The organism is Stenotrophomonas sp. CFBP8980, assembly GCF_034046095.1.
GTDB classification, from domain to species: Bacteria; Pseudomonadota; Gammaproteobacteria; order Xanthomonadales; family Xanthomonadaceae; genus Stenotrophomonas; species Stenotrophomonas lacuserhaii.
Genome location: NZ_JAXCXF010000007.1, coordinates 163,043 through 182,438, shown reverse-complemented (window position 1 = coordinate 182,438; position 19,396 = coordinate 163,043). Strand labels below are relative to the sequence as shown.

15 protein-coding genes are annotated in these 19,396 nt (G+C 68.1%); 14 read left to right on the top strand and 1 reads right to left on the bottom strand.

Translation table 11 applies throughout. The features are described from left to right. The first annotated feature begins 91 nt into the window (after nucleotides 1–91). Both SOM47_RS14740 and SOM47_RS14735 read left to right on the top strand, forming a co-directional pair. Complete coding sequence (locus SOM47_RS14740) at nucleotides 92–586, top strand: helix-turn-helix transcriptional regulator (RefSeq protein WP_320506007.1); 495 nt, start codon at nucleotides 92–94, stop codon at nucleotides 584–586. Between the two features lie 18 nt (nucleotides 587–604). Continuing rightward, entirely contained in the window at nucleotides 605–1,894 is a 1,290-nt protein-coding gene (locus SOM47_RS14735; RefSeq protein WP_042612204.1) for a type II toxin-antitoxin system HipA family toxin, read from the top strand. On the opposite strand, the gene SOM47_RS14730 is transcribed toward SOM47_RS14735, so the two are convergent. Then, nucleotides 1,895–2,512: a DUF938 domain-containing protein gene (locus tag SOM47_RS14730; protein ID WP_042612203.1), complete on the bottom strand. Its 618-nt coding sequence runs from the start codon at nucleotides 2,510–2,512 to the stop codon at nucleotides 1,895–1,897. A 124-nt stretch (nucleotides 2,513–2,636) separates the two neighbouring features. Between SOM47_RS14730 and SOM47_RS14725 the strand changes: the two genes are divergently transcribed. The 12 genes from SOM47_RS14725 to SOM47_RS14670 all read left to right on the top strand — a co-directional run bounded on the left by SOM47_RS14725 (nucleotide 2,637) and on the right by SOM47_RS14670 (nucleotide 19,378). Beyond that, the gene (locus tag SOM47_RS14725) at nucleotides 2,637–4,268 is read left to right on the top strand and encodes a TldD/PmbA family protein (protein ID WP_320506006.1); all 1,632 of its coding nucleotides are present in this window, start codon (nucleotides 2,637–2,639) and stop codon (nucleotides 4,266–4,268) included. Nucleotides 4,269–4,301: 33 nt separating this feature from the next. Continuing rightward, nucleotides 4,302–5,936 (top strand): TldD/PmbA family protein, encoded by a 1,635-nt coding sequence (locus SOM47_RS14720; RefSeq protein ID WP_320506005.1) that lies wholly within the window; start codon nucleotides 4,302–4,304, stop codon nucleotides 5,934–5,936. 21 nt (nucleotides 5,937–5,957) lie between these two features. Next, nucleotides 5,958–7,292: a TldD/PmbA family protein gene (locus SOM47_RS14715; RefSeq protein WP_191769083.1), complete on the top strand. Its 1,335-nt coding sequence runs from the start codon at nucleotides 5,958–5,960 to the stop codon at nucleotides 7,290–7,292. A gap of 76 nt (nucleotides 7,293–7,368) precedes the next feature. Next, on the top strand, nucleotides 7,369–8,043 hold the full coding sequence (locus SOM47_RS14710; RefSeq protein ID WP_320506026.1) for a DUF4159 domain-containing protein: 675 nt from the start codon (nucleotides 7,369–7,371) through the stop codon (nucleotides 8,041–8,043). 49 nt (nucleotides 8,044–8,092) lie between these two features. Beyond that, nucleotides 8,093–9,076, top strand: coding sequence for an AAA family ATPase (locus SOM47_RS14705; RefSeq protein WP_320506004.1), 984 nt, complete (start codon nucleotides 8,093–8,095; stop codon nucleotides 9,074–9,076). Nucleotides 9,077–9,092: 16 nt separating this feature from the next. Then, nucleotides 9,093–9,989 (top strand): DUF58 domain-containing protein, encoded by an 897-nt coding sequence (locus SOM47_RS14700; RefSeq protein WP_320506003.1) that lies wholly within the window; start codon nucleotides 9,093–9,095, stop codon nucleotides 9,987–9,989. Beyond that, on the top strand, nucleotides 9,986–11,134 hold the full coding sequence (locus tag SOM47_RS14695) for an N-terminal double-transmembrane domain-containing protein (RefSeq protein ID WP_524539293.1): 1,149 nt from the start codon (nucleotides 9,986–9,988) through the stop codon (nucleotides 11,132–11,134). Before SOM47_RS14700 ends, SOM47_RS14695 begins: the two co-directional genes overlap by 4 nt. Next, entirely contained in the window at nucleotides 11,131–13,302 is a 2,172-nt protein-coding gene (locus tag SOM47_RS14690; RefSeq protein ID WP_320506002.1) for a hypothetical protein, read from the top strand. Before SOM47_RS14695 ends, SOM47_RS14690 begins: the two co-directional genes overlap by 4 nt. Continuing rightward, a complete protein-coding gene (locus SOM47_RS14685; RefSeq protein WP_320506001.1) occupies nucleotides 13,299–15,131 on the top strand; it encodes a hypothetical protein in 1,833 nt (610 codons plus the stop codon). Before SOM47_RS14690 ends, SOM47_RS14685 begins: the two co-directional genes overlap by 4 nt. 318 nt (nucleotides 15,132–15,449) lie before the next feature. Then, a complete protein-coding gene (locus SOM47_RS14680) occupies nucleotides 15,450–17,939 on the top strand; it encodes a DEAD/DEAH box helicase (RefSeq protein ID WP_042612196.1) in 2,490 nt (829 codons plus the stop codon). Further along, nucleotides 17,936–18,973 (top strand): ribonuclease H-like domain-containing protein, encoded by a 1,038-nt coding sequence (locus SOM47_RS14675; RefSeq protein ID WP_320506000.1) that lies wholly within the window; start codon nucleotides 17,936–17,938, stop codon nucleotides 18,971–18,973. Before SOM47_RS14680 ends, SOM47_RS14675 begins: the two co-directional genes overlap by 4 nt. An 81-nt stretch (nucleotides 18,974–19,054) precedes the next feature. Next, complete coding sequence (locus SOM47_RS14670; RefSeq protein WP_101101658.1) at nucleotides 19,055–19,378, top strand: I78 family peptidase inhibitor; 324 nt, start codon at nucleotides 19,055–19,057, stop codon at nucleotides 19,376–19,378. The last annotated feature ends 18 nt before the right edge of the window (nucleotides 19,379–19,396 follow it).

Genomic DNA, 19,396 nt, shown 5'->3' with positions numbered 1-19,396 from the left:
GCCTGCCTCAATGTGTACGATCAATTACATTCGTAGAAAGTGAACGAACAATCACTTTTACAAAATGTGAGCTTTCGCTTACCTTTGCGTCATGGCGATTGTCCGCACCCCTGATGATCTCGGGCACCTGATCCGGCAACGTCGCAAGGCGTTGTCATGGGATCAGGCGACGCTGGCTCATCGGGTGGGGGTCAGCAGGCGCTGGATCATCGAGATCGAAAAAGGCAAACCGGCCGCAGCACTCAATCTGGTGCTCAGGACACTCAACGTCCTTGGCCTGCAGCTCGATGCGGCATCGTCCGACGCGGAATCCGGATCCGTCCAGCGCTCGTCGGGTGCCGTCCTGCAGTTGCCGGACATCGATCAGATCATTTCCCGGCGCAGGGTCCAGCCTGCGGCGAGGGTAATGGGCACCACTGCTCGTGGATCAGGACCGGAACAAGGAACGACACGGGGTGCGAGCGTGCGTGAACCCTCTGCCACCTACCGTGTCGACGGCACCGATGCCCCCGCAGAGAGAAGCGTGACCGATCTGGTCAACGGATGGCTGGCGAAAACCACGCCGGCGAAGCCTTCGCCAAAGTAAGACACCGCGGAGAATAGCGTGGCACTGAATGTCCTTCTTTCCGGCGTCGTCGCCGGAACACTGAGCACCGATGCGCATGGCCATCCGACCTTCCAGTACGACAGGGGATGGCTCGATACTCCGGGGGCGTACCCGCTCTCCCTGAGTCTGCCGCTGCTCGGCACCCGATTCGCGCATGAAGTTGTTTCTGCGTTCCTGTGGGGCCTGTTGCCTGACAACGAAGATCTGCTTCAACGCTGGGGATCCTACTTTCAGGTGTCGCCGAGAAATCCAGCCGCGCTTCTCGCCCATGTCGGGGAGGACTGTGCGGGAGCGGTACAGTTCGTACGCGACGATCGCCTGGTTGCCATCCAGAGTGGAACTGATGATGCGGTCGTCGACCTTTCGGATGCCGAACTCTCGGCGCGTCTGTCCGCCCTCAGGAAAACGCGCGGCGTCGGCATGATCTCAGACGAGGTAGGGCAGTTCAGCCTCGCTGGTGCCCAATCCAAGATCGCGCTGATGCAGCGCGCGGACGGTGGCTGGGCCATTCCCAGCGGTCGCGTGCCGACAACCCACATCCTCAAGCCGCCGAGTGGCGACTACGACGGCTTTGTGGAGAATGAGATCTTCTGCTTGCGCTTGGCCCGTCATTTCGGCCTCGCTGCCGCACATGTCGAGAAGGTCACGGCGGGCACCGAATCAGCCATCTCGGTGGAACGCTACGACCGCGTCCTTGGGCAGGACAGGTGGCTACGTGTCCATCAGGAAGATTTCTGCCAATCACTGGCGATCACCCCGCACCTGAAATACCAGAGCCATGGCGGGCCGGGGCCGGCCGAGATTGCAGGTGTATTGTGGAAGCACTCTTCGCAACCGCAGGCTGACGTTGATGCGCTGATGCGGGCGCTCGTCTTCAACTATCTCATCGGCGGCACGGACGCGCACGCCAAGAACTATTCCGTGCTGTTCGGCGCCGATGGCAACGTCCGGTTGGCGCCTCTCTACGATATCTCCAGCGCGCTCCCCTATCCCGGGCTCCAGCAACGAAAGATCAAGATGGCCATGAAGATCGGAAGCCATTACCGGTGGTGGGCTATCCGCCTGCAGGATTGGCAAAGTACGGCGGTGTCGATGAATCTGGATCCTGCGGCAACGCTGCACATGCTCGCAACCATGGCCGCCAGGCTCCCTGGGGAAGCCCACGAGGTCAACCTGCAACTGAGAGCCGAGGGCCTGGGGCATGCTGTTGTGGATCGGCTTGTCCAGGAACTCCACCTCGCGAGCGCACGCCTGCTGGCGAAGTTCAAGGTCAGCCCCGACGCCTGATCACCCCATCCGCCATAGCAGCAACCGGTTGTTGGCCGGCATCGGCAGATCGTCCACTGCGATGAACCCCTGCGCCACCGCCAGCGCCTGCACCGCCTCACCATCGCGGATGCCGCTGCGTGGATCGCGGGCCTTCAGCCAGCCATCGAACTGGGCATTGCTGTCACTGGTGTACTCGCCCCCGTAATTGAAGGGGCCATACACCGCCAGCAGCGCGCCACCTTCCAGCAGCGCAGGCAGGCCGGCGAACAGCGCCTGTACGTGGTCCCATCCCATGATGTGAAGGGTATTGGCACTGAACGCCGCATCGAAGCGCGCGGTCCCGGCCGGCACGGCCAGCGGCGGCGCCGGCGGCAGCGCGGCCTGCAGCGCGAACGGTGGCTGCAGATTGGCCAGCCCGGCATCGTCCCGCCACGCGCGGATCCCCGCCAGATGGTCCGGGTGGTCGCTGGGCTGCCACTGCAGCCATGGCCAGCGCTGGGCGAAGTACGCGGCATGCTGGCCGGTACCACTGCCGATCTCCAGCACGCGGCGGCGATCGGCCATGAACGGGTCCAGCGCGGCGGCGATCGGATCGCGGTTGCGCTCGCAGGCAAGGGAGTATGGCTTTTCGGTCATGGTTCGTGACGAAAGTGGCAGAACGCCATTGTGCCTGTGACACGACCATGACTGCAGTCACTTGTGCCATTGGATGGCGCTGGCGAAAGTCGGGTGTCAACTGAGTGCACGTGGGGTGGTGGCAGTGCGACGTCGTGATTTCCTGGCCTTCACCGGCGCCGGCCTGGCCGGCCTGATGCTGCCGCATGGGCGATTGATCGCCGCCGAGCAGCTGCTCGAACCCGGTGACCCGGCGCTCGGCAAGCGCCTGGCCGATGCCGCGCTGCAGGCCGCGCGCGGCGCCGGCGCCAGCTACTGCGACGTGCGCATCGGCCGTTACCTGAGCCAGGGCATCATCACCCGCGAACGCAACGTGGAGAACGTCACCAACAGTGAATCGGCCGGCGTCGGCGTGCGGGTGATCGTCGACGGCGCCTGGGGTTTCGCCGCCACCCACCAGCGCACGCCGGAGCAGGTCGTGCAGGCGGTGGCGCAGGCGGTGGCCATCGCCCGCGCCAACGCGAAGGTGCAGACCCGCCGCGTGCAGCTGGCTTCCACGCCCGGGGTGGGCGAAGTCAGCTGGCGCACCCCGCTGAAGAAGAACGCCATGGCGGTGCCGGTGCAGGACAAGGTCGGCCTGCTGCTGGACATCAATGCCGCCGCGCTCGGCGCAGGCGCGGACTACTTCAACTCCACCCTGTTCCTGGTCAACGAACAGAAGTACTTCGCTTCCAGCGATGGCTCCTGGATCGACCAGGACGTGCACCGCATCTGGCTGCCCTTCACCGCCACCGCGGTGGACAAGGCCAGCGGCCGGTTCCGCACCCGCAACGGCCTGTCCGCGCCGATGGGCATGGGCTACGAGTTCCTCGACGGTGACCGCAGCGGGCGCTTCGAACTGCCCGGCGGGGTGGTCGGCTACGGCCAGTCCTACGACCCGCGCGAAGACGCACTGGCCGCCGCGCGCCAGGCACGCGAAAAGCTCACTGCGCCTTCGGTGAAGGCCGGCAAGTACGATGTGGTGCTGGACCCGTCCAACCTGTTCCTGACCATCCACGAGAATGTCGGCCACCCGCTGGAACTGGACCGCGTGCTGGGCTACGAGGCGAACTACGCCGGCACCAGCTTCGCCACGCTGGACAAGCGCGATGCCGGCTTCCGCTGGGGCAGCGACATCGTCAACTTCGTGGCTGACAAAACCGAGCCGGGCAGCCTCGGCGCGGTCGGCTACGACGATGAAGGGGTCAAGACCCAGCGCTGGGACCTGGTCCGCGACGGCATCCTGGTCGACTACCAGGCCACCCGCGATGAAGCGCATATCCTCGGGCGCGACGCCTCGCATGGCTGCAGTTACGCCGATTCGTGGTCCAGCGTGCAGTTCCAGCGCATGGCCAACGTCTCGCTGGCGCCGGGCAAGGCGCCGCTGAGCGTGGCGGAAATGGTCAAGGACGTGGAGAACGGCCTGTATTTCCACGGCCGCGGCTCGTATTCCATCGACCAGCAGCGCTACAACGCGCAGTTCGGCGCCCAGCTCTGCTACCAGATCAAGGACGGCCGCATCACCGGCATGGTCGAGGACGCGGCCTACCAGATCCGCACGCCGGAGTTCTGGAATGCCTGTGCGGCGATCTGCGATGAGCGCGATTTCCGCCTCGGCGGCTCGTTCTTCGACGGCAAGGGACAGCCCTCGCAGGTATCGGCGGTATCGCACGGTTCGTCCACCACCCGTTTCAACGGCATCAACATCATCAACACCGCGCGCAGTCTCGGCGCATGAGTCCTGTCCAACATCCACACGTGGAGAGCAGCCTTGCAACGACGTGACTTCCTCGCCCTCACCGGGCTTACCGCGGGCGGGCTGCTGGTGCCCTCCTTCTTCGGCAAGGCGATCGCCGCCGAACAACTGCAGACCGTGCTCGACCCGGCCTTGAAAAAGCGCCTTGCCGATGTCGCCCTGCAGGCGGCGCGCAGTGCCGGCGCCACCTACTGCGACGTGCGCATCGGCCGCTATCTGCGGCAGTTCGTGATCACCCGCGAAGACAAAGTGCAGAACGTGGTCAACACTGAATCGACTGGCGTGGGCATCCGCGTGCTGGTCAACGGGGCCTGGGGCTTTGCGGCCACCAACCAGCTGGCCAGTGCGGACATCGCCAAGGCGGCGCAGCAGGCGGCGGGCATCGCACGCGCCAACGCCGGCATCCAGACCGCACCGGTGCAGCTGGCTGCAGCCCCCGGCGTGGGCGAGGTGAGCTGGCGCACGCCGGTACGCCGCAATTCCATGGAAGTGCCGATCAAGGACAAGGTCGACCTGCTGCTGGACGTCAACGCGGCGGCGATCAATGCCGGTGCCAGCTTCGTCAACTCGATGATGTTCCTGGTCAACGAACAGAAGTACTTCGCCTCCACCGATGGCTCCTACATCGACCAGGACGTGCACCGCATCTGGGTGCCGATGACGATCACCGCCATCGACAAGGAAAGCGGCAAGTTCCGCACCCGCGAGGGCCTGTCCGCGCCGATGGGCATGGGCTACGAGTACCTGGACGGTTCGGCCGCCGGCAAGGTGGTCACCCCCAACGGGGTGGTGAACTACTCCACGTCCTACGACATGAAGGAAGATGCCATCGCGTCGGCCAAACAGGCGCGCGAGAAGTTGAAGGCGCCTTCGGTGAAGCCCGGCAAGTACGACCTGGTGCTGGATCCTTCGCACACCTGGCTGACCATCCACGAATCGGTCGGCCACCCGCTGGAACTGGATCGCGTACTCGGCTACGAGGCCAACTACGCCGGCACCAGCTTCGCCACGCTGGACAAGCGCGAGCAGCGTTTCCAGTACGGCAGCGAACTGGTCAACATCTTCGCCGACAAGACCCAGCAAGGCAGCCTTGGCGCGGTGGCGTACGACGACGAAGGCGTGAAGTGCAAACGCTGGGACCTGATCAGCGACGGCAAGCTGGTGGATTACCAGACCATCCGCGACCAGGCCCATATCCTCGGCAAGACCGAGTCAGATGGCTGCTGCTATGCCGATTCTTGGTCCAGCGTGCAGTTCCAGCGCATGGCCAATGTGTCCATGGCACCGGGCAAGACCAAGCTCAGCGTGGATGAGCTGATCAAGGACGTGGAGAACGGCATCTACATCATCGGTGACGGCTCCTTCTCGATCGACCAGCAACGCTACAACGCGCAGTTCGGTGGCCAGCTGTTCTACGAGATCAAGAACGGCAAGATCACCGGCATGCTGGAGGACGTGGCCTACCAGATCCGCACGCCGGAGTTCTGGAATGCCTGCAGCGCGGTCGCCGACGAGCGCGACTACCGCCTGGGCGGCTCGTTCTTCGACGGCAAGGGCCAGCCGGGCCAGGTCTCGGCGGTCTCGCACGGTTCGTCCACTGCCCGTTTCAATGGCATCAACGTCATCAACACCGCACGCAGCCTCGGCTGACCGGTCTGGAGCCCGAAACCCATGAGCATCTTCACCGAACAGCAGGCCAAGGCCATCCTCGACAAGGTCATCGCCCTGTCCAAGGCCGATGAGTGCACCGCGACCCTGGCCGGGTCCATCAACGGCAACATCCGTTTCGCGCTGAACAACATCTCCACCAGCGGCATCGTCAGTGATGCCTCGCTGGCCGTGGAAGTGGCCTTCGGCAAGCGCGTCGGCACCGCATCGATCAACGAGTTCGACGATGCCGCGCTGGAACGCGTGGTGCGCCGTGCCGAAGACCTGGCCCGGCTGGCGCCGGAGAATCCGGAGTTCATCCCGGCGATCGGCAAGCAGACCTATCGCCCTACCCCGACCTTCAGCGAATCCACCGGCGCCATCGATCCGGCGTTCCGCGCCAAGGTCGCCGCCGATTCGATCCTGCCGTGCCGCCAGGCCGGGGTGATCGCGGCCGGCTTCCTGGAAGACGGCCATGGCTTCGTCGCCACCGCCAACAGCAACGGCAACTTCGGCTACCAGCGCACCAGCAGCTTCGATTACACCTGCACGGTGCGCACCGAAGACGGGCGCGGTTCGGGCTGGGTCGGCCGCAACCTGAAGGATGCGGCCGACTTCAAGGCCGACCAGGACGTGCGCATCGCCATGCGCAAGGCCACCGAATCGGCCGAAGCCAAGGCGCTGGAACCGGGCAAGTACACGGTGATCCTGGAACCGGCCGCCGCCGCCGGGCTGATCAGCTTCATGATGCGCTTCTTCGATGCGCGCTCGGCCGATGAAGGCCGCAGCTTCCTGTCCAGGAAGGGCGGCGGCAACAAGCTCGGCGAGCAGGTGTACGACCCGCGGGTCAACCTGCACGCCGATCCGTGGCACCCCGAAGCGCCGGTGCTGCCGTGGGATGACAACGGCATGCCGCGCGACAAGGTCGCCATCATCGAAAACGGCAAGATCGCCAACCTCGACTACTCGCGTTTCTGGGCACAGAAGCAGGGCAAGACCGCCAACGCGCGGCCGGGCAACCTGCTGATGAGCGGCGGCGACAAGAGCACCGCCGACCTGGTGCGCGGCACCCAGAAGGGCATCCTGGTCACCCGCACCTGGTACATCCGTATGGTCGATCCGCAGACCGTGCTGCTGACCGGCCTGACCCGCGACGGCACGTTCTACATCGAGAACGGGCAGATCAAGCATCCGGTGAAGAACTTCCGCTTCAACGAATCGCCGGTGATCATGCTCAACAACATCGATGAACTGGGCAAGCCGGTGCGGGTGGCCGGGGATGAGTCCAGCTTCGTGATGATGATCCCGCCGATGCGCCTGCGCGATTTCACCTTCACCTCGTTGTCCGACGCGGTCTGATGCCGCACTGGATCGGTAGCGACGGCCGCTGGCCGTCTGCAGGGACGGCGTGAACCGCGCGCAGTTCCTGCGTGCGATGCTCGGTGGCGCCGCCCTGGCGGCGCTGCCGGGCTTCGCCCGTGCCCAGGCCGGTCGCTACGATTTCTGGTTCACCCGGCTGAAATACGATTCCGGCGACTGGGACGTGGACGCGCGGATGCCGTCCAACCTGATCACCTCGCTGATCGATTACACCAGCCTGCGCGTGGACCCGAAGGAACACGTGCTGGACCTGTCCGACCCCCGCATGCTGCAGGCACCGTTCTGCTACCTTGCCGGCCACAAGCTGGTGGAGTTCAATGCCGCCGAGCGCGAGAACTTCGTGCGCTACGTACGCAACGGGGGCTTCGTGTTCGTGGACGACTGCAACCACGATATCGATGGCCTGTTCGCCAAGTCCTTCGAAGCGCAGATGGCCAAGCTGTTCGGCGCTTCGGCATTGAAGAAGCTGCCCAACAACCACGCGCTGTACCGCAGTTTCTTCAGCTTCCCGGAGGGCCCGCCGGCCACCGGTTTCGAGTTGAATGGCTGGGGCGACGACCTGGTGCACGACTACCTCAAGGGCATCGAAGTGGACGGTCGCCTCGGCGTGCTCTACAGCAACAAGGATTACGGTTGCGAGTGGGACTACGACTGGCGCAACAAGCGTTTCCTGGCCGAAGACAACACCCGCTTCGGCGTCAACATCGTGATGTACGCGTTGAACAACTGAGCATGGCCGGGGCGCTGCCCGGCGTTTCCCCCACCTGACAGGCTTGACCATGACTTCCCCTGACCTTGATTCCCTGCTGCCGCGCCTGCAACAGCTGCGCGATGCGCTCGCCCAGGCCGTGGTTGGCCAGCACGAGGTGGTGGAGCAGCTGCTGATCGGCCTGCTGGCCGGTGGCCACTGCCTGCTGGAGGGCGCGCCCGGGCTGGGCAAGACCCTGCTGGTACGTTCGCTGGGGCAAGCGCTGGAACTGCAGTTCCGCCGCGTGCAGTTCACCCCGGACCTGATGCCCAGCGACATCCTGGGCACCGAGCTGCTGGAAGAAGACCATGGCACCGGCCACCGCCATTTCCGGTTCCAGAAGGGCCCCATCTTCACCAACCTGCTGCTGGCCGACGAACTGAACCGGACGCCGCCGAAGACCCAGGCGGCGTTGCTGGAGGCCATGCAGGAACGCACCGTCAGCTACGCCGGGACGACCTACACGCTGCCGCAGCCGTTCTTCGTGCTGGCCACCCAGAACCCGATCGAACAGGCCGGTACCTACCCGCTGCCGGAGGCCCAGCTGGATCGCTTCCTGCTGCATGTGCGGGTGGATTACCCCAGCGAGCAGGAAGAACAGGACATCCTGCGCCAGACCACCGGCAGCAGCAGTGGCAGTGTGCCGAAGGTGATGGATGCCGAGGCGGTGATCGCGCTGCAGGACGCGGTGCGCCAGGTGCACGTCAGCGACGATGTGCTGGCCTGGATCACCCGGCTGGTCCGCGCCAGCCGCCCGGGCGTGGCGGCACCGGCGGCGGTGAACCAGTGGATCAAATGGGGTGCCGGCCCGCGCGCCGGCCAGTCGCTGGTGCTGGCCGCGAAGGCACGTGCGCTGCTGCAGGGGCGCTTTGCCGCCACGCGCGACGACGTGCAGGCGCTGGCCGCGCCGGTGATGCGCCACCGCCTGCTGCTGTCCTTCGCCGCCGAGGCCGAAGGCAAGGGCGCCGACGACGTGGTGGCTGCGCTGCTGCAGGCCGTGCCGTTCCCCGGCTGACCGCGACGACGCACGCGTGGACCACAACGCCCCCATTGCCCTGCCCGCCGACGTCCGCGGCCGCCTGAAGGCCCTGCGCCTGCAGCCCCGCCGTGCGCACGGTGCGCATGGCATCGGCCAGCACGCCAGCCGCAGCCGGGGCGCGGGGCTGGAGTTCGCGCAGTACCGCGCGTACGAACCCGGCGACGAACTGCGCCAGGTGGACTGGAAACTCTACGCACGCTCGGACCGCTTCTTCGTTCGGGAATCCGAGCGCGAGAGTCCGGTAACGGCCTGGATCCTGATCGACACCAGTGCCTCGGCCAGCCAGCGTGATCGCGCGCGGCCGGCGTGGTCGCGGCTGGACCACGCCAGTGCGGTGGCCGCCTGCCTGGTGGAACTGGCGTTGCAGCAGGGCGATCGGTTCGGGCTGCTGGCCATCGGCGGCAGCGGCGTGCAGCTGGTGCCGGCCGGGAGCGGCCCGCGCCACCGCGACCGCGTGCACCTGCAGCTGCGCCAGCTCAGCGCCACGGGCACGTGGCCGCCTGCCGAGAGGCTGCGCCCGGTGTGGGAGCGCGTGCATGCGGGCGACATGCTGGTCGCGCTCGGCGATGGCTTCGATGAGGCCGGCACCCAGCTGCTGGAACGCCTGGCCGCCGCGCGCCGGGATGTCTTCAATGTGCAGCTGCTGACCGCCGAAGAACGCGAGTTTCCGTTTACCGAAGGCCATCGGTTCCGCGACCCGGAGACCGGGGAGGAACTGCTGGGTGACGGCCGCGCCCTGCGCGCGGGCTATCTGCAACAGTTCGCGCAGGCCCGGCGTGCGTTGCAGGCGCGCCTGCAGTCTGCCGGCATCGCCCACGCCACCGGCTGGCTCGACGAGCCACTGGATGCCCCGCTGCAGCAGCTGTTCGGCACGCGGGGCGCCACATGAGCCTGTCCTTGTTGTTCCCACTGGGCCTGCTGGCGCTGGCAACGCTGCTGGTTCCGCTGCTGATCCATCTCGCCCGGCGGCAGCACGAGGTGCCGCTGGACTTCGCCGCGTTGCGCTGGCTGCAGGCACGCGTCCGCCCGCGCAGCCGGGTGCGGATCGACGAATGGCTGCTGCTGGCATTGCGCCTGTTGCTGCTGGCCACGCTGGCGCTGCTGCTGGCGCAACCGGTGCTGCAGGGCGGAACCGCCGATGTGCGGCCGGTCACCGTGGTGGCCCCGGGGCTGGACGGCGCCGTGCTGCGCGGTGCGGACAACGACGGGGACTGGCGTTGGCTGGCCCCCGGTTTCCCGCCGCTGCAGCAGCCGCCGGCAGCGTCGACGGTGGCCTTCGCCAGCCTGCTGCGCGAGCTCGACCAGAGCCTGCCAGCCGGCACACCGCTGGTGGTTCATCTTCCCGATCCGCTGCCCGGGTTGGACGGCGAGCGCATCCGGCTGTCGCGCACCGTGCAATGGCGATCGCAGCCACTGCCGGTGACCGCCGCAGGCACGGTGCCGGAAGCGCCGCGCCTGCATGTCGGCGGCAAGGGAGACCCTGCTGCGCTGCGGGTGCTCGACGCGTTGCAACGCGCGTGGACCGGTTCGCCGCTGTCCGTTGCCAGCGATGCCCTGCCAGCCGACGGCCGGATCGGCGTCTGGCTGGCCGCCGCGCCCTTGCCGCCGGCCTGGCAGGCGTGGCTTGCCGAAGGCGGCAGCGTGCTGCGCGTCGCCGCTCCTCAGCCCGGTAGTGCCGACGCCGGAACCGCGACCTCGCCGTGGTTGCCGGTGCTGCGCGATGCCCAGGGCGCGCTTCTGCTCGAGCAACGCCGCGTGGGCCGCGGGCGCCTGCTCCGCTTCCCGGCCGCACTCTCCACCGCCGCGTTCCCCGCTGTCGCGGAGGACGACTTTCCCCGACGCCTGCGCGATTTGCTGACCCCGCCACCGGTCCCCACCCTGGGCGTGGCGGCGGATCAAGCACCGCTGACCGGCGCGGCAGCCCCACTGCCACGACCGCGTGACCTTGCCCCGTGGATGCTGCTGGCGATCGTGCTGCTGTTCGCGCTGGAGCGTTGGCTGGCGACGTCGGCCCGGCGCAGGAGCACGCCATGAACACCGCCGTGAGCCGCGCCTGGCAGGCAGCACGCCGCCGCCAGGCAGCGCAGGTGATGGCCATCGCGGTGCCGCTGGTGGTCGCGGTGGCCGCACTCGCGTGGCGGCTTGCAACATATGACGTGGCGAGCGGGGTGCTGGCGATCGGCCTGCTCGCTGCTGCCGCACTGGCGACCTGGCGCGCGCGTGCGCTGGATCGCCGCTGGCTGGTTCGCCAGCTGGACCAGCGGCCCACGGCGCGCGACAGTGCCGACCTGCTGTTCACCGACGCTGCAGCGCTCAATCCATTGCAGTTGCGGCAGCGCGAACGCATCGATGCGGCCCTGCGCCAGTATCCACCGGAGCTGCGTGCACGTTGGCCGCGGCGCGCGCTGGCAGCGGTAGGGTGCGCCAGCGTGCTGGTGGTCGCCCTCGCCTTCGGATGGCCCCGCGCTGGCAGCGTGCCGGCCGCTCATGCACCGGTTGTCACGGCAAGCGGCACCGCGGCTGCCACGCCGCCTGCGCTGCAGTCCGCGCGCCTGCGGATCACCGCGCCGTCCTATACCGGCCAGCCGGTACGTACGCAGAGTGAGCTCGACGGCAAGGTCGCGCAGGACAGCCAACTGCGCTGGTCGCTGCGTTTTTCCGGCACGCCCGCACGTGCCGCACTGCAGTTCCACGATGGCCAGCGCATCGAGCTGACGCAGCAGGATGGCCAGTGGACCGGCAGCTGGAAGGCCGCACGCCCGGCCCTGTACCGCGTGGTGACCGAGCCGGCGCTGCGCGCTACGCGCCTGTATCGCCTGGACCTGGTGCCCGACCAGCCGCCCAGCGTGCGGGTGATCGAGCCGGAGGCCACGCTGGTGCTCGGCACGCCCGGCCAGCGCCGGTGGCAGCTGCGCTTCGAAGCCCGCGATGACCACGGCGTGGCCGCCGCGGCACAGCTGAAGGTGACCCTGGCCCAGGGCAGCGGGGAGAACATCACCTTCCGCGAGCAGGTCATCACCCTCAGTGGCAGCGGCCCGGCAACGCAGCGCCGCTTTGCCCACACGCTGGACCTGGCCGCGCTGGGTGCCAGCGCCGGCAACGATGTGATCGCCCAGCTGCAGGTGCGCGACAACCACGCGCCCACGCCACAGTCCGCGCAGAGCAGCAGCCTGATCCTGCGCCTGCCGACCGAAGCCGACGTGCAGGAGGCCGAGCTGGAAGGCATGGTCAAGCGCACCCTGCCGGCGTATTTCCGCAGCCAGCGGCAGATCATCATCGATGCCGAAGCCCTGCTCGCCCAGCGCAGCAAGCTGTCGGCAGACGAGTTCACACGGCGCTCGGATGCGATCGGTGTGGACCAGCGCATCCTGCGCCTGCGCTACGGCCAGTTCCTCGGTGAAGAAAGCGAAGGCGCACCCAGGCCCCCGCCCACCAGCGACCTGCCGACCAGCGATGTGCCCAGTAACGACGTTCCCGCCCCTGCTGCTGCCGATGATCATGAGCACGACGGCCATGCCGCGGACCACGATGATGAGCATGGCCACGATCACGCTGGCAACGACGCGCCGCAGGTGTTCGGCAGCGCCACCGATGTGCTTTCCGAATACGGCCATACGCATGACCAAGCCGAGGCCGCCACCCTGCTTGATCCGCAGACGCGTGCCACGTTGAAGGCCGCGCTGGACCAGATGTGGTCCTCCGAAGGCGAACTACGCCAGGGCCGGCCGAAAGAAGCATTGCCGCATGCCTACAAGGCGCTGGCCTTCATCAAGGAAGTGCAGCAGGCCGAGCGGATCTACCTGGCCCGGGTGGGTCCGGACCTGCCTCCCATCGATGAAAGCCGGCGGCTGGGCGGCAAGCGCGAGGGCATCGACAGTCGACGCCTGCCGCTGGCGGCGCTGACGGCGCCGGACCAGGCCATCGTCGCGGTCTGGCAGCAGCTGGACGGCGCTGGCCAGCCCCCGGACCTGGATGCGTTGAGCAGCTGGCTGCGTGCCAATGAAGCCCGCCTCGCCGACCCGCTCAGCCTTGCCGCATCGATTGAAGAACTGCGCATGGCGCCGGACTGCATGCGCTGCCGCGACGCGCTGCGCGCGCAATTGTGGCGTGCCCTGCTGCGTCCGGTTCCGGCGCCGGCGCGGCGCAGCATCCCCGATGCGATGGGTCAGCGTTACCGCGATGCACTGGGAGCCGGACCATGACGGACAGTCGCTGGATCAGCACGGCGATCATCGCCATCGTGCTGCTGGCCACGCTGCGCTTGCTGCTGCAGCAACGGCGCGGCGCGCACCTGCCGCCCCTGCGGTTGGCCGCACTGCTGGTGCTGCAGGCGCTGGCCGGTGGTCTGTTGCTGCTGGCGCTGGTTCCGCCGCAGCACACCGCGCCCCGCCATGCGCTCACCGTGCTGACTGCCAGCGCAGCGCAGGCGCCTGCGGTAGCCGATGATGCATCGACGGTGCTCGCCTTGCCGGAATCCAACGCGCGCGCGGGCATCGCGCGCGTGCCGGACTTGGCCACCGCCCTGCGCCAGCATCCGGGCACCGAACGGCTCACGCTGGTCGGTGATGGGTTGCCGGCGCGCGATCGTGATACAGCGTTGCCCGCCGAGGTGCGGTTGAGGTTGTCGCCCGCACCGCGCGGCTGGATGGACCTGCAGGCGCCGGCCGTCACCGCCCCCGGGGCGCTCTTCGCCGTGCGCGCACGTGCCCAGGGCGTGCCCGACGGCCGTGCCGAGCTGCTCGATCCTGCCGGCCAGGTCGTCGCCCGCGCCGCGCTGGACAAGCGCGGCGGTGCCCGCCTGGAAGGTGTTGCGCGGGTGGCCGGGCGCACCCTGTTCCAGCTGCGGCTGCTGGACGGCAGTGATCATGCGGTGGACAGCATCCCGGTCCCGTTGCAGGTCGAAGCGCCTGCAACGGTGCGGATGCTGATGCTGGCCGGTGCGCCCGGACCCGAAGTCAAATACCTGCGCCGCTGGGCCGCCGATGCCGGGGTGGAGCTGCAGCTCCAGTCCAGCGTAGGGGCCGGCGTGTCCCTCGGCGATGTGCCGGTGGCGCTCACTCCGGCGCGGCTGGCCGCGACGGACGTGCTGCTGCTGGACGAACGCAGCCTGGCCGCGTTGGGCGCCGCGCAGCGCAACGCCGTGCAGCAGGCCCTGCGCGATGGATTGGGCGTGTTGGTGCGCAGCGCGGGGCCACTGCCGGACAACGCGCGCCAGACCCTGCGTGGCTGGGGCCTGCCGGTCACCGGCAATGGCCAGGCCGCGGCGTTGAAACTGGCGGGCGAATCGCAGGCGGAGCTGTTGCCGGCGCGGCGCGGACCGCGGGCTCCGGCGGCGGAGGCAACGCAGTGGATGGCCGAGGCCGATGCACGTTCCCAACTTGCCGGGGTGCCGGTGCTGGAACAGCTGACCCTGCGCTTCGCTGGCGCCACGCCGCTGCTGCAGGATGCCGACGGCGCGGCCATCGGCGGCTGGCGCGCGAGCGGTCGCGGACGGATCGGCCTGCTGCCGGTGACCGACAGTTACCGCGCGGTGCTGGCCGGGCGCGATGATCGCCATGCCGAGCTGTGGAGCAGTGTGATCGGCCTCATGGCGCGCCCGGTCGCGGCGGCGCCCAAAGTGCAGGTGCGGTCCGATACGCCTTGGGCCGGTGAACGCGTGGTGGTGTGCGGTGTACCAGCCGGCATGCAGGTGGGCGACGGTACTGGAGCCGCACCGGAAACTCTCGTCATCGACCCCGCCACCGGCACACAGCGCTGCGCGGCGTGGTGGCCGCGCCAGGCCGGCTGGCATGAACTGGTGCAGGGCGATGTGCGCCAGGCGGTGTATGTGTTCGACCCCGCCGACGCCACCGCACTGCATCGCCAGCAGCTGCGGGACAGCACGGCGCTGCGCGTCGCCACCGGGCACGGACGGATGTCGGCCGCCACGCAGCAGGTGCCGGGCGCGCGCTGGCCATGGCTGCTCGCCTTCGTGCTGGTCGCCGGCCTGCTGTGGTGGCTGGAGCGGCGCAGCAGCACCGTGGACCGGTAGCGCCGAAGGCAGCGGCAGGAGCCGCTGCCAACGTCGCTTGCGACGGCCCGCAGGGTGCCGATCAGGACGACCGGCATAGCCATGCTCGGCGAGCGCAGCGGAAAGGCGAAGGCGTGACGACCAACGGTCGGCACCCACCAAGAGCAGAAGCTGACGGCCAGCGGCCCTCACTACCGTAGAGCAGGTAGCGCCGAGCCATGCTCGGCGAGCGCAGCGGCGCTCTGCTCGCAGTGAATGATTCACGTGTCTGGGCAGGCGCGTCTCAGGCATTGAGACGAAGCTGTGTTCCCATACCGTTCTTTGCGGCATGTTTTCCTGATGGCTTACGAACTCGCCAAGCGCACCGCCGATGCCGAACACCAGCTCGCTACCCGCGATGGCCTGCCGGCACGTGATGGCGCCCTGCTCGGCGCCCGCCTGCAGCGCCGTTACCACGATCGCATCACCGGCAGCTTCGCCATTCCCGGCCGCGAAGGCCGCTACGCGCCGATCCCGGACAGCGTACCGCCGGCACTTGCCGCCGCCCTGAAAGCACGCGGCATCGACCAGCTCTACAGCCACCAGGCGCAGGCGTGGGACGCGGCCCAGCGTGGCGAACACGTAGCCATCGTCACCCCCACCGCCAGCGGCAAATCGCTGTGCTACACCCTGCCGGTGGTCAGCGCGGCCATGCAGCACAAGGCCAAGGCGCTGTACCTGTTTCCGACCAAGGCGCTGGCCCAGGACCAGGTGGCCGAGCTGCTGGAGCTCAACCGCGCCGGTGACCTGGGAGTCAAGGCCTTCACCTTCGATGGCGATACCCCTGGCGATGCACGGCAGGCGATCCGCCTGCATGGCGACATCGTGGTGTCCAACCCGGACATGCTGCACCAGGCCATCCTGCCGCACCATACCAAATGGGCGCAGTTCTTCGAGAACCTGCGCTACGTGGTGATCGACGAAGTGCACACCTACCGCGGCGTGTTCGGCAGCCACGTCACCAATGTGCTGCGCCGCCTCAAGCGCATCTGCGCCTTCTACGGGGTGCAACCGCAGTTCATCCTGTGCTCGGCCACCATCGGCAATCCGCAGCAGCATGCCGAGGCCCTGATCGAAGCGCCGGTCACCGCCATCACCGAATCCGGCGCCCCCAGCGGGCCCAAGCAGGTGCTGCTGTGGAACCCGCCGGTGGTCAATCCGGACCTGGGCCTGCGCGCCTCGGCGCGCTCGCAGAGCAACCGCATCGCACGCATCGCGATCAAATCCGGGCTGAAGACGCTGGTGTTCGCGCAGAGCCGGCTGATGGTGGAAGTGCTCACCAAGTACCTCAAGGACATCTTCGACCACGACCCGCGCAAGCCCGCCCGCATCCGTGCCTACCGCGGCGGCTACCTGCCGACCGAGCGCCGCGAGACCGAACGCGCGATGCGCGCCGGGCAGATCGACGGCATCGTCAGTACCTCCGCGCTGGAGCTGGGCGTGGACATCGGCAGCCTGGACGTGGTGATCCTCAACGGCTATCCCGGCAGCGTGGCCGCCACTTGGCAGCGCTTCGGCCGCGCCGGTCGCCGCCAGCAGCCCGCGCTGGGCGTCATGGTCGCCAGTTCGCAGCCGCTGGACCAGTACGTGGTGCGGCACCCGGACTTCTTCGGAGATGCCTCGCCGGAGCATGCGCGCATCGCCCCGGACCAGCCGCTGATCCTGTTCGACCACATCCGCTGCGCCGCCTTCGAACTGCCGTTCCTGGTCGGCGATGGCTTCGGCCCGATCGACCCCGAAGTCTTCCTGGAAGCGCTGGCGGAAACCGAGGTGGTGCACCGCGAAGGCGAGCGCTGGGAGTGGATCGCCGACAGCTACCCGGCCAACGCGGTGAGCCTGCGCTCGGTGGCAGATGGCAACTTCGTGGTGGTCGACCGCAGCGGCGGCAAGCAGCAGATCATCGCCGAAGTGGATTATTCCGCCGCCGCGCTGACCCTCTATGAAGGCGCCATCCACATGGTGCAGTCCACCCCTTACCAGGTGGAGACGCTGGACTGGGAAGGCCGCAAGGCCTACGTCACGCGCACCCACGTCGACTACTACACCGACAGCATTGACTTCACCAAGCTCAAGGTGCTGGACCGCTTCGACGGCAACGTCGCCGGGCGCGGCGATTCCCATCATGGCGAGGTGCACGTGGTGCGCCGCGTGGCCGGCTACAAGAAGATCCGCTACTACACCCACGAAAACATCGGCTACGGCCCGGTCAACCTGCCCGACCAGGAACTGCACACCACGGCGGTGTGGTGGCAGCTGCCGCAGGCGCTGCTGCTGCGCGCGTTCGCCAGCAAGCAGGACGCGCTGGACGGTTTCCTCGGCGCGGCTTACGCCCTGCATATCGTCGCCACCGTGGCGGTGATGGCCGACGCACGCGACCTGCAGAAGGCGGTCGGCAACGGCGACGGCGCGTGGTTCGCCATCGCCGACCAGAGCGGCCGTGGCCAGCTGCGCGGCGAAGAAGGCGACCCCGGCGCGGTGGAGCTGCTGCAGCAGTTCGTGCCCACCGTGTACCTGTACGACAACTTCCCCGGTGGGGTGGGCCTGAGCGAGCCGTTGTGGCTGCGCCAGCAGGAGCTGGTGCAGCGCGCGCGCGAACTGGTGCAGCGCTGCGACTGCAAGGCCGGTTGCCCGGCCTGCGTCGGCCCAGTGCTGGCCGCACAGGAAACCGACGACACCACCCCGCGTGCGCTGGCCCTGCGCGTGCTGGACCTGTTCGATGCCCAGGCCTGCGAGCACGTGCCGGAGGTGTCGGTGGTGGTTGCCGATCCGCTGGAGCTGTTGGCACCGTGAGCCTGAGCCTGGACAAGCTGCGGCTGCTGCGGCGGCAGGCCGGTGACGCCAAGGCGGTTACCCCGTCAGCGCCCGCCGGGCCGTTGCCGCAGCCGGCGCCCGGACTGCCCGCCGCCGCCAACGATGCGAAGCAGCCCGACGCGGCGCGTTCGGTGTTTGCGTGGGTGGAAAAGGAGATCCGCCACAAGCCAACGGGCGTGGCCGCACCGCCCCGCCAGGTCGCCGATGCGATGGGGCTGCGCCGCCTGCTCGGAGTGCGCGGGCGCGGCAACGAGACCGCCTCGACACCGCGGGCGCGCGCGCAGGACCGCAGCCTGCCCGGCACCGAGATCGCGCCGGGCCTGCACCTGATCGAATCGTTCCTGCCGGGGGATGTCCCGTCGGCACCGCTGTCGTTGGCCTTCGCCAAGCGCGAGCAGCAGCACGTGGCGCCGCAGGACCTGCTGTTCTTCGATACCGAAACCACCGGCCTGGCCGGCGGCACCGGCACCCGCGCCTTCATGATCGGTGCGGCCGACTGGCACCAGGATCCAAGCCGGGGGCCAGGCCTGCGCATCCGCCAGCTGATGATCTCCACGATGGCTGCGGAGACCGCCATGCTGCGCACCTTCACCAGCTGGCTGGGATCGAGCACGGTGTTTTCCAGCTACAACGGACGCAGCTACGACGCGCCGCTGCTGAAGACCCGCTACCGGCTCGCGCGGCAGGGCGATCCGATCACCGCGCTGGACCACATCGACCTGTTGTACCCGACCCGTCGCCGTTATCGCGGGGTCTGGGAAAACTGCCGGCTGGCCACCATCGAACGGCAGCTGCTGAAGGTGGTGCGCGAGGATGACCTGCCCGGTTCGGAAGCGCCTTCGGCCTGGCTGCGCTACCTGCGCGGCGGCGATGCGGTGAACCTGCGCCGGGTGGTCGAACACAACCACCAGGACGTGGTGACGCTGGCACAGCTGTTCCTGACCCTTGTCGAACAGCAGGCGCAGGCCGATGTGCCACCCCCGGTGAACTGCCTGCCGCTGCAGGCAGGGTGAGCGACCGTTTACCCGACGTTGACGGCGCATGGCGCCTGATGACCCCTCGTGTCATCCATTCATCGACCCGGGAGGTCCGCCATGCGTTCCAATCGTTGGCTGTTGCTCACCTGTCTGCTGCCGCTGGCCGCCTGCAGCAGTACGCCGTCCAGCGCAGACACCGCGCCGACCACGCCGAAGCCGGAAGTTGCAGGCCTGGGCAGCCACTGCCACGGTGACACCTTGACCGCGCTGAGCGGCCAGATGGCCAGCCAGGAAGTCATCGACCGCGCGGTGCGCGACGCCGGTGCGCGAACCCTGCGTGTGGTCAAGCCCGGCATGGCGGTCACCATGGACTACCGCGAAGACCGCGTCACCGTGCGCGTGGATGAGCAGAACAAGATCATCTCTGCCAGCTGCGGTTGATCCCTGCGGCAGGGAGCG

Excerpts from the sequence above, each read along its gene's own strand:
- SOM47_RS14740 (WP_320506007.1), top strand. The coding sequence starts at position 92 with ATGGCGATTGTCCGCACCCCTGATGATCTCGGGCACCTGATCCGGCAA.
- SOM47_RS14730 (WP_042612203.1), bottom strand. The coding sequence starts at position 2,512 with ATGACCGAAAAGCCATACTCCCTTGCCTGCGAGCGCAACCGCGATCCG.
- SOM47_RS14715 (WP_191769083.1), top strand. The coding sequence starts at position 5,958 with ATGAGCATCTTCACCGAACAGCAGGCCAAGGCCATCCTCGACAAGGTC.
- SOM47_RS14710 (WP_320506026.1), top strand. The coding sequence starts at position 7,369 with ATGCTCGGTGGCGCCGCCCTGGCGGCGCTGCCGGGCTTCGCCCGTGCC.
- SOM47_RS14705 (WP_320506004.1), top strand. The coding sequence starts at position 8,093 with ATGACTTCCCCTGACCTTGATTCCCTGCTGCCGCGCCTGCAACAGCTG.
- SOM47_RS14695 (WP_524539293.1), top strand. The coding sequence starts at position 9,986 with ATGAGCCTGTCCTTGTTGTTCCCACTGGGCCTGCTGGCGCTGGCAACG.
- SOM47_RS14690 (WP_320506002.1), top strand. The coding sequence starts at position 11,131 with ATGAACACCGCCGTGAGCCGCGCCTGGCAGGCAGCACGCCGCCGCCAG.
- SOM47_RS14685 (WP_320506001.1), top strand. The coding sequence starts at position 13,299 with ATGACGGACAGTCGCTGGATCAGCACGGCGATCATCGCCATCGTGCTG.
- SOM47_RS14680 (WP_042612196.1), top strand. The coding sequence starts at position 15,450 with ATGGCTTACGAACTCGCCAAGCGCACCGCCGATGCCGAACACCAGCTC.
- SOM47_RS14670 (WP_101101658.1), top strand. The coding sequence starts at position 19,055 with ATGCGTTCCAATCGTTGGCTGTTGCTCACCTGTCTGCTGCCGCTGGCC.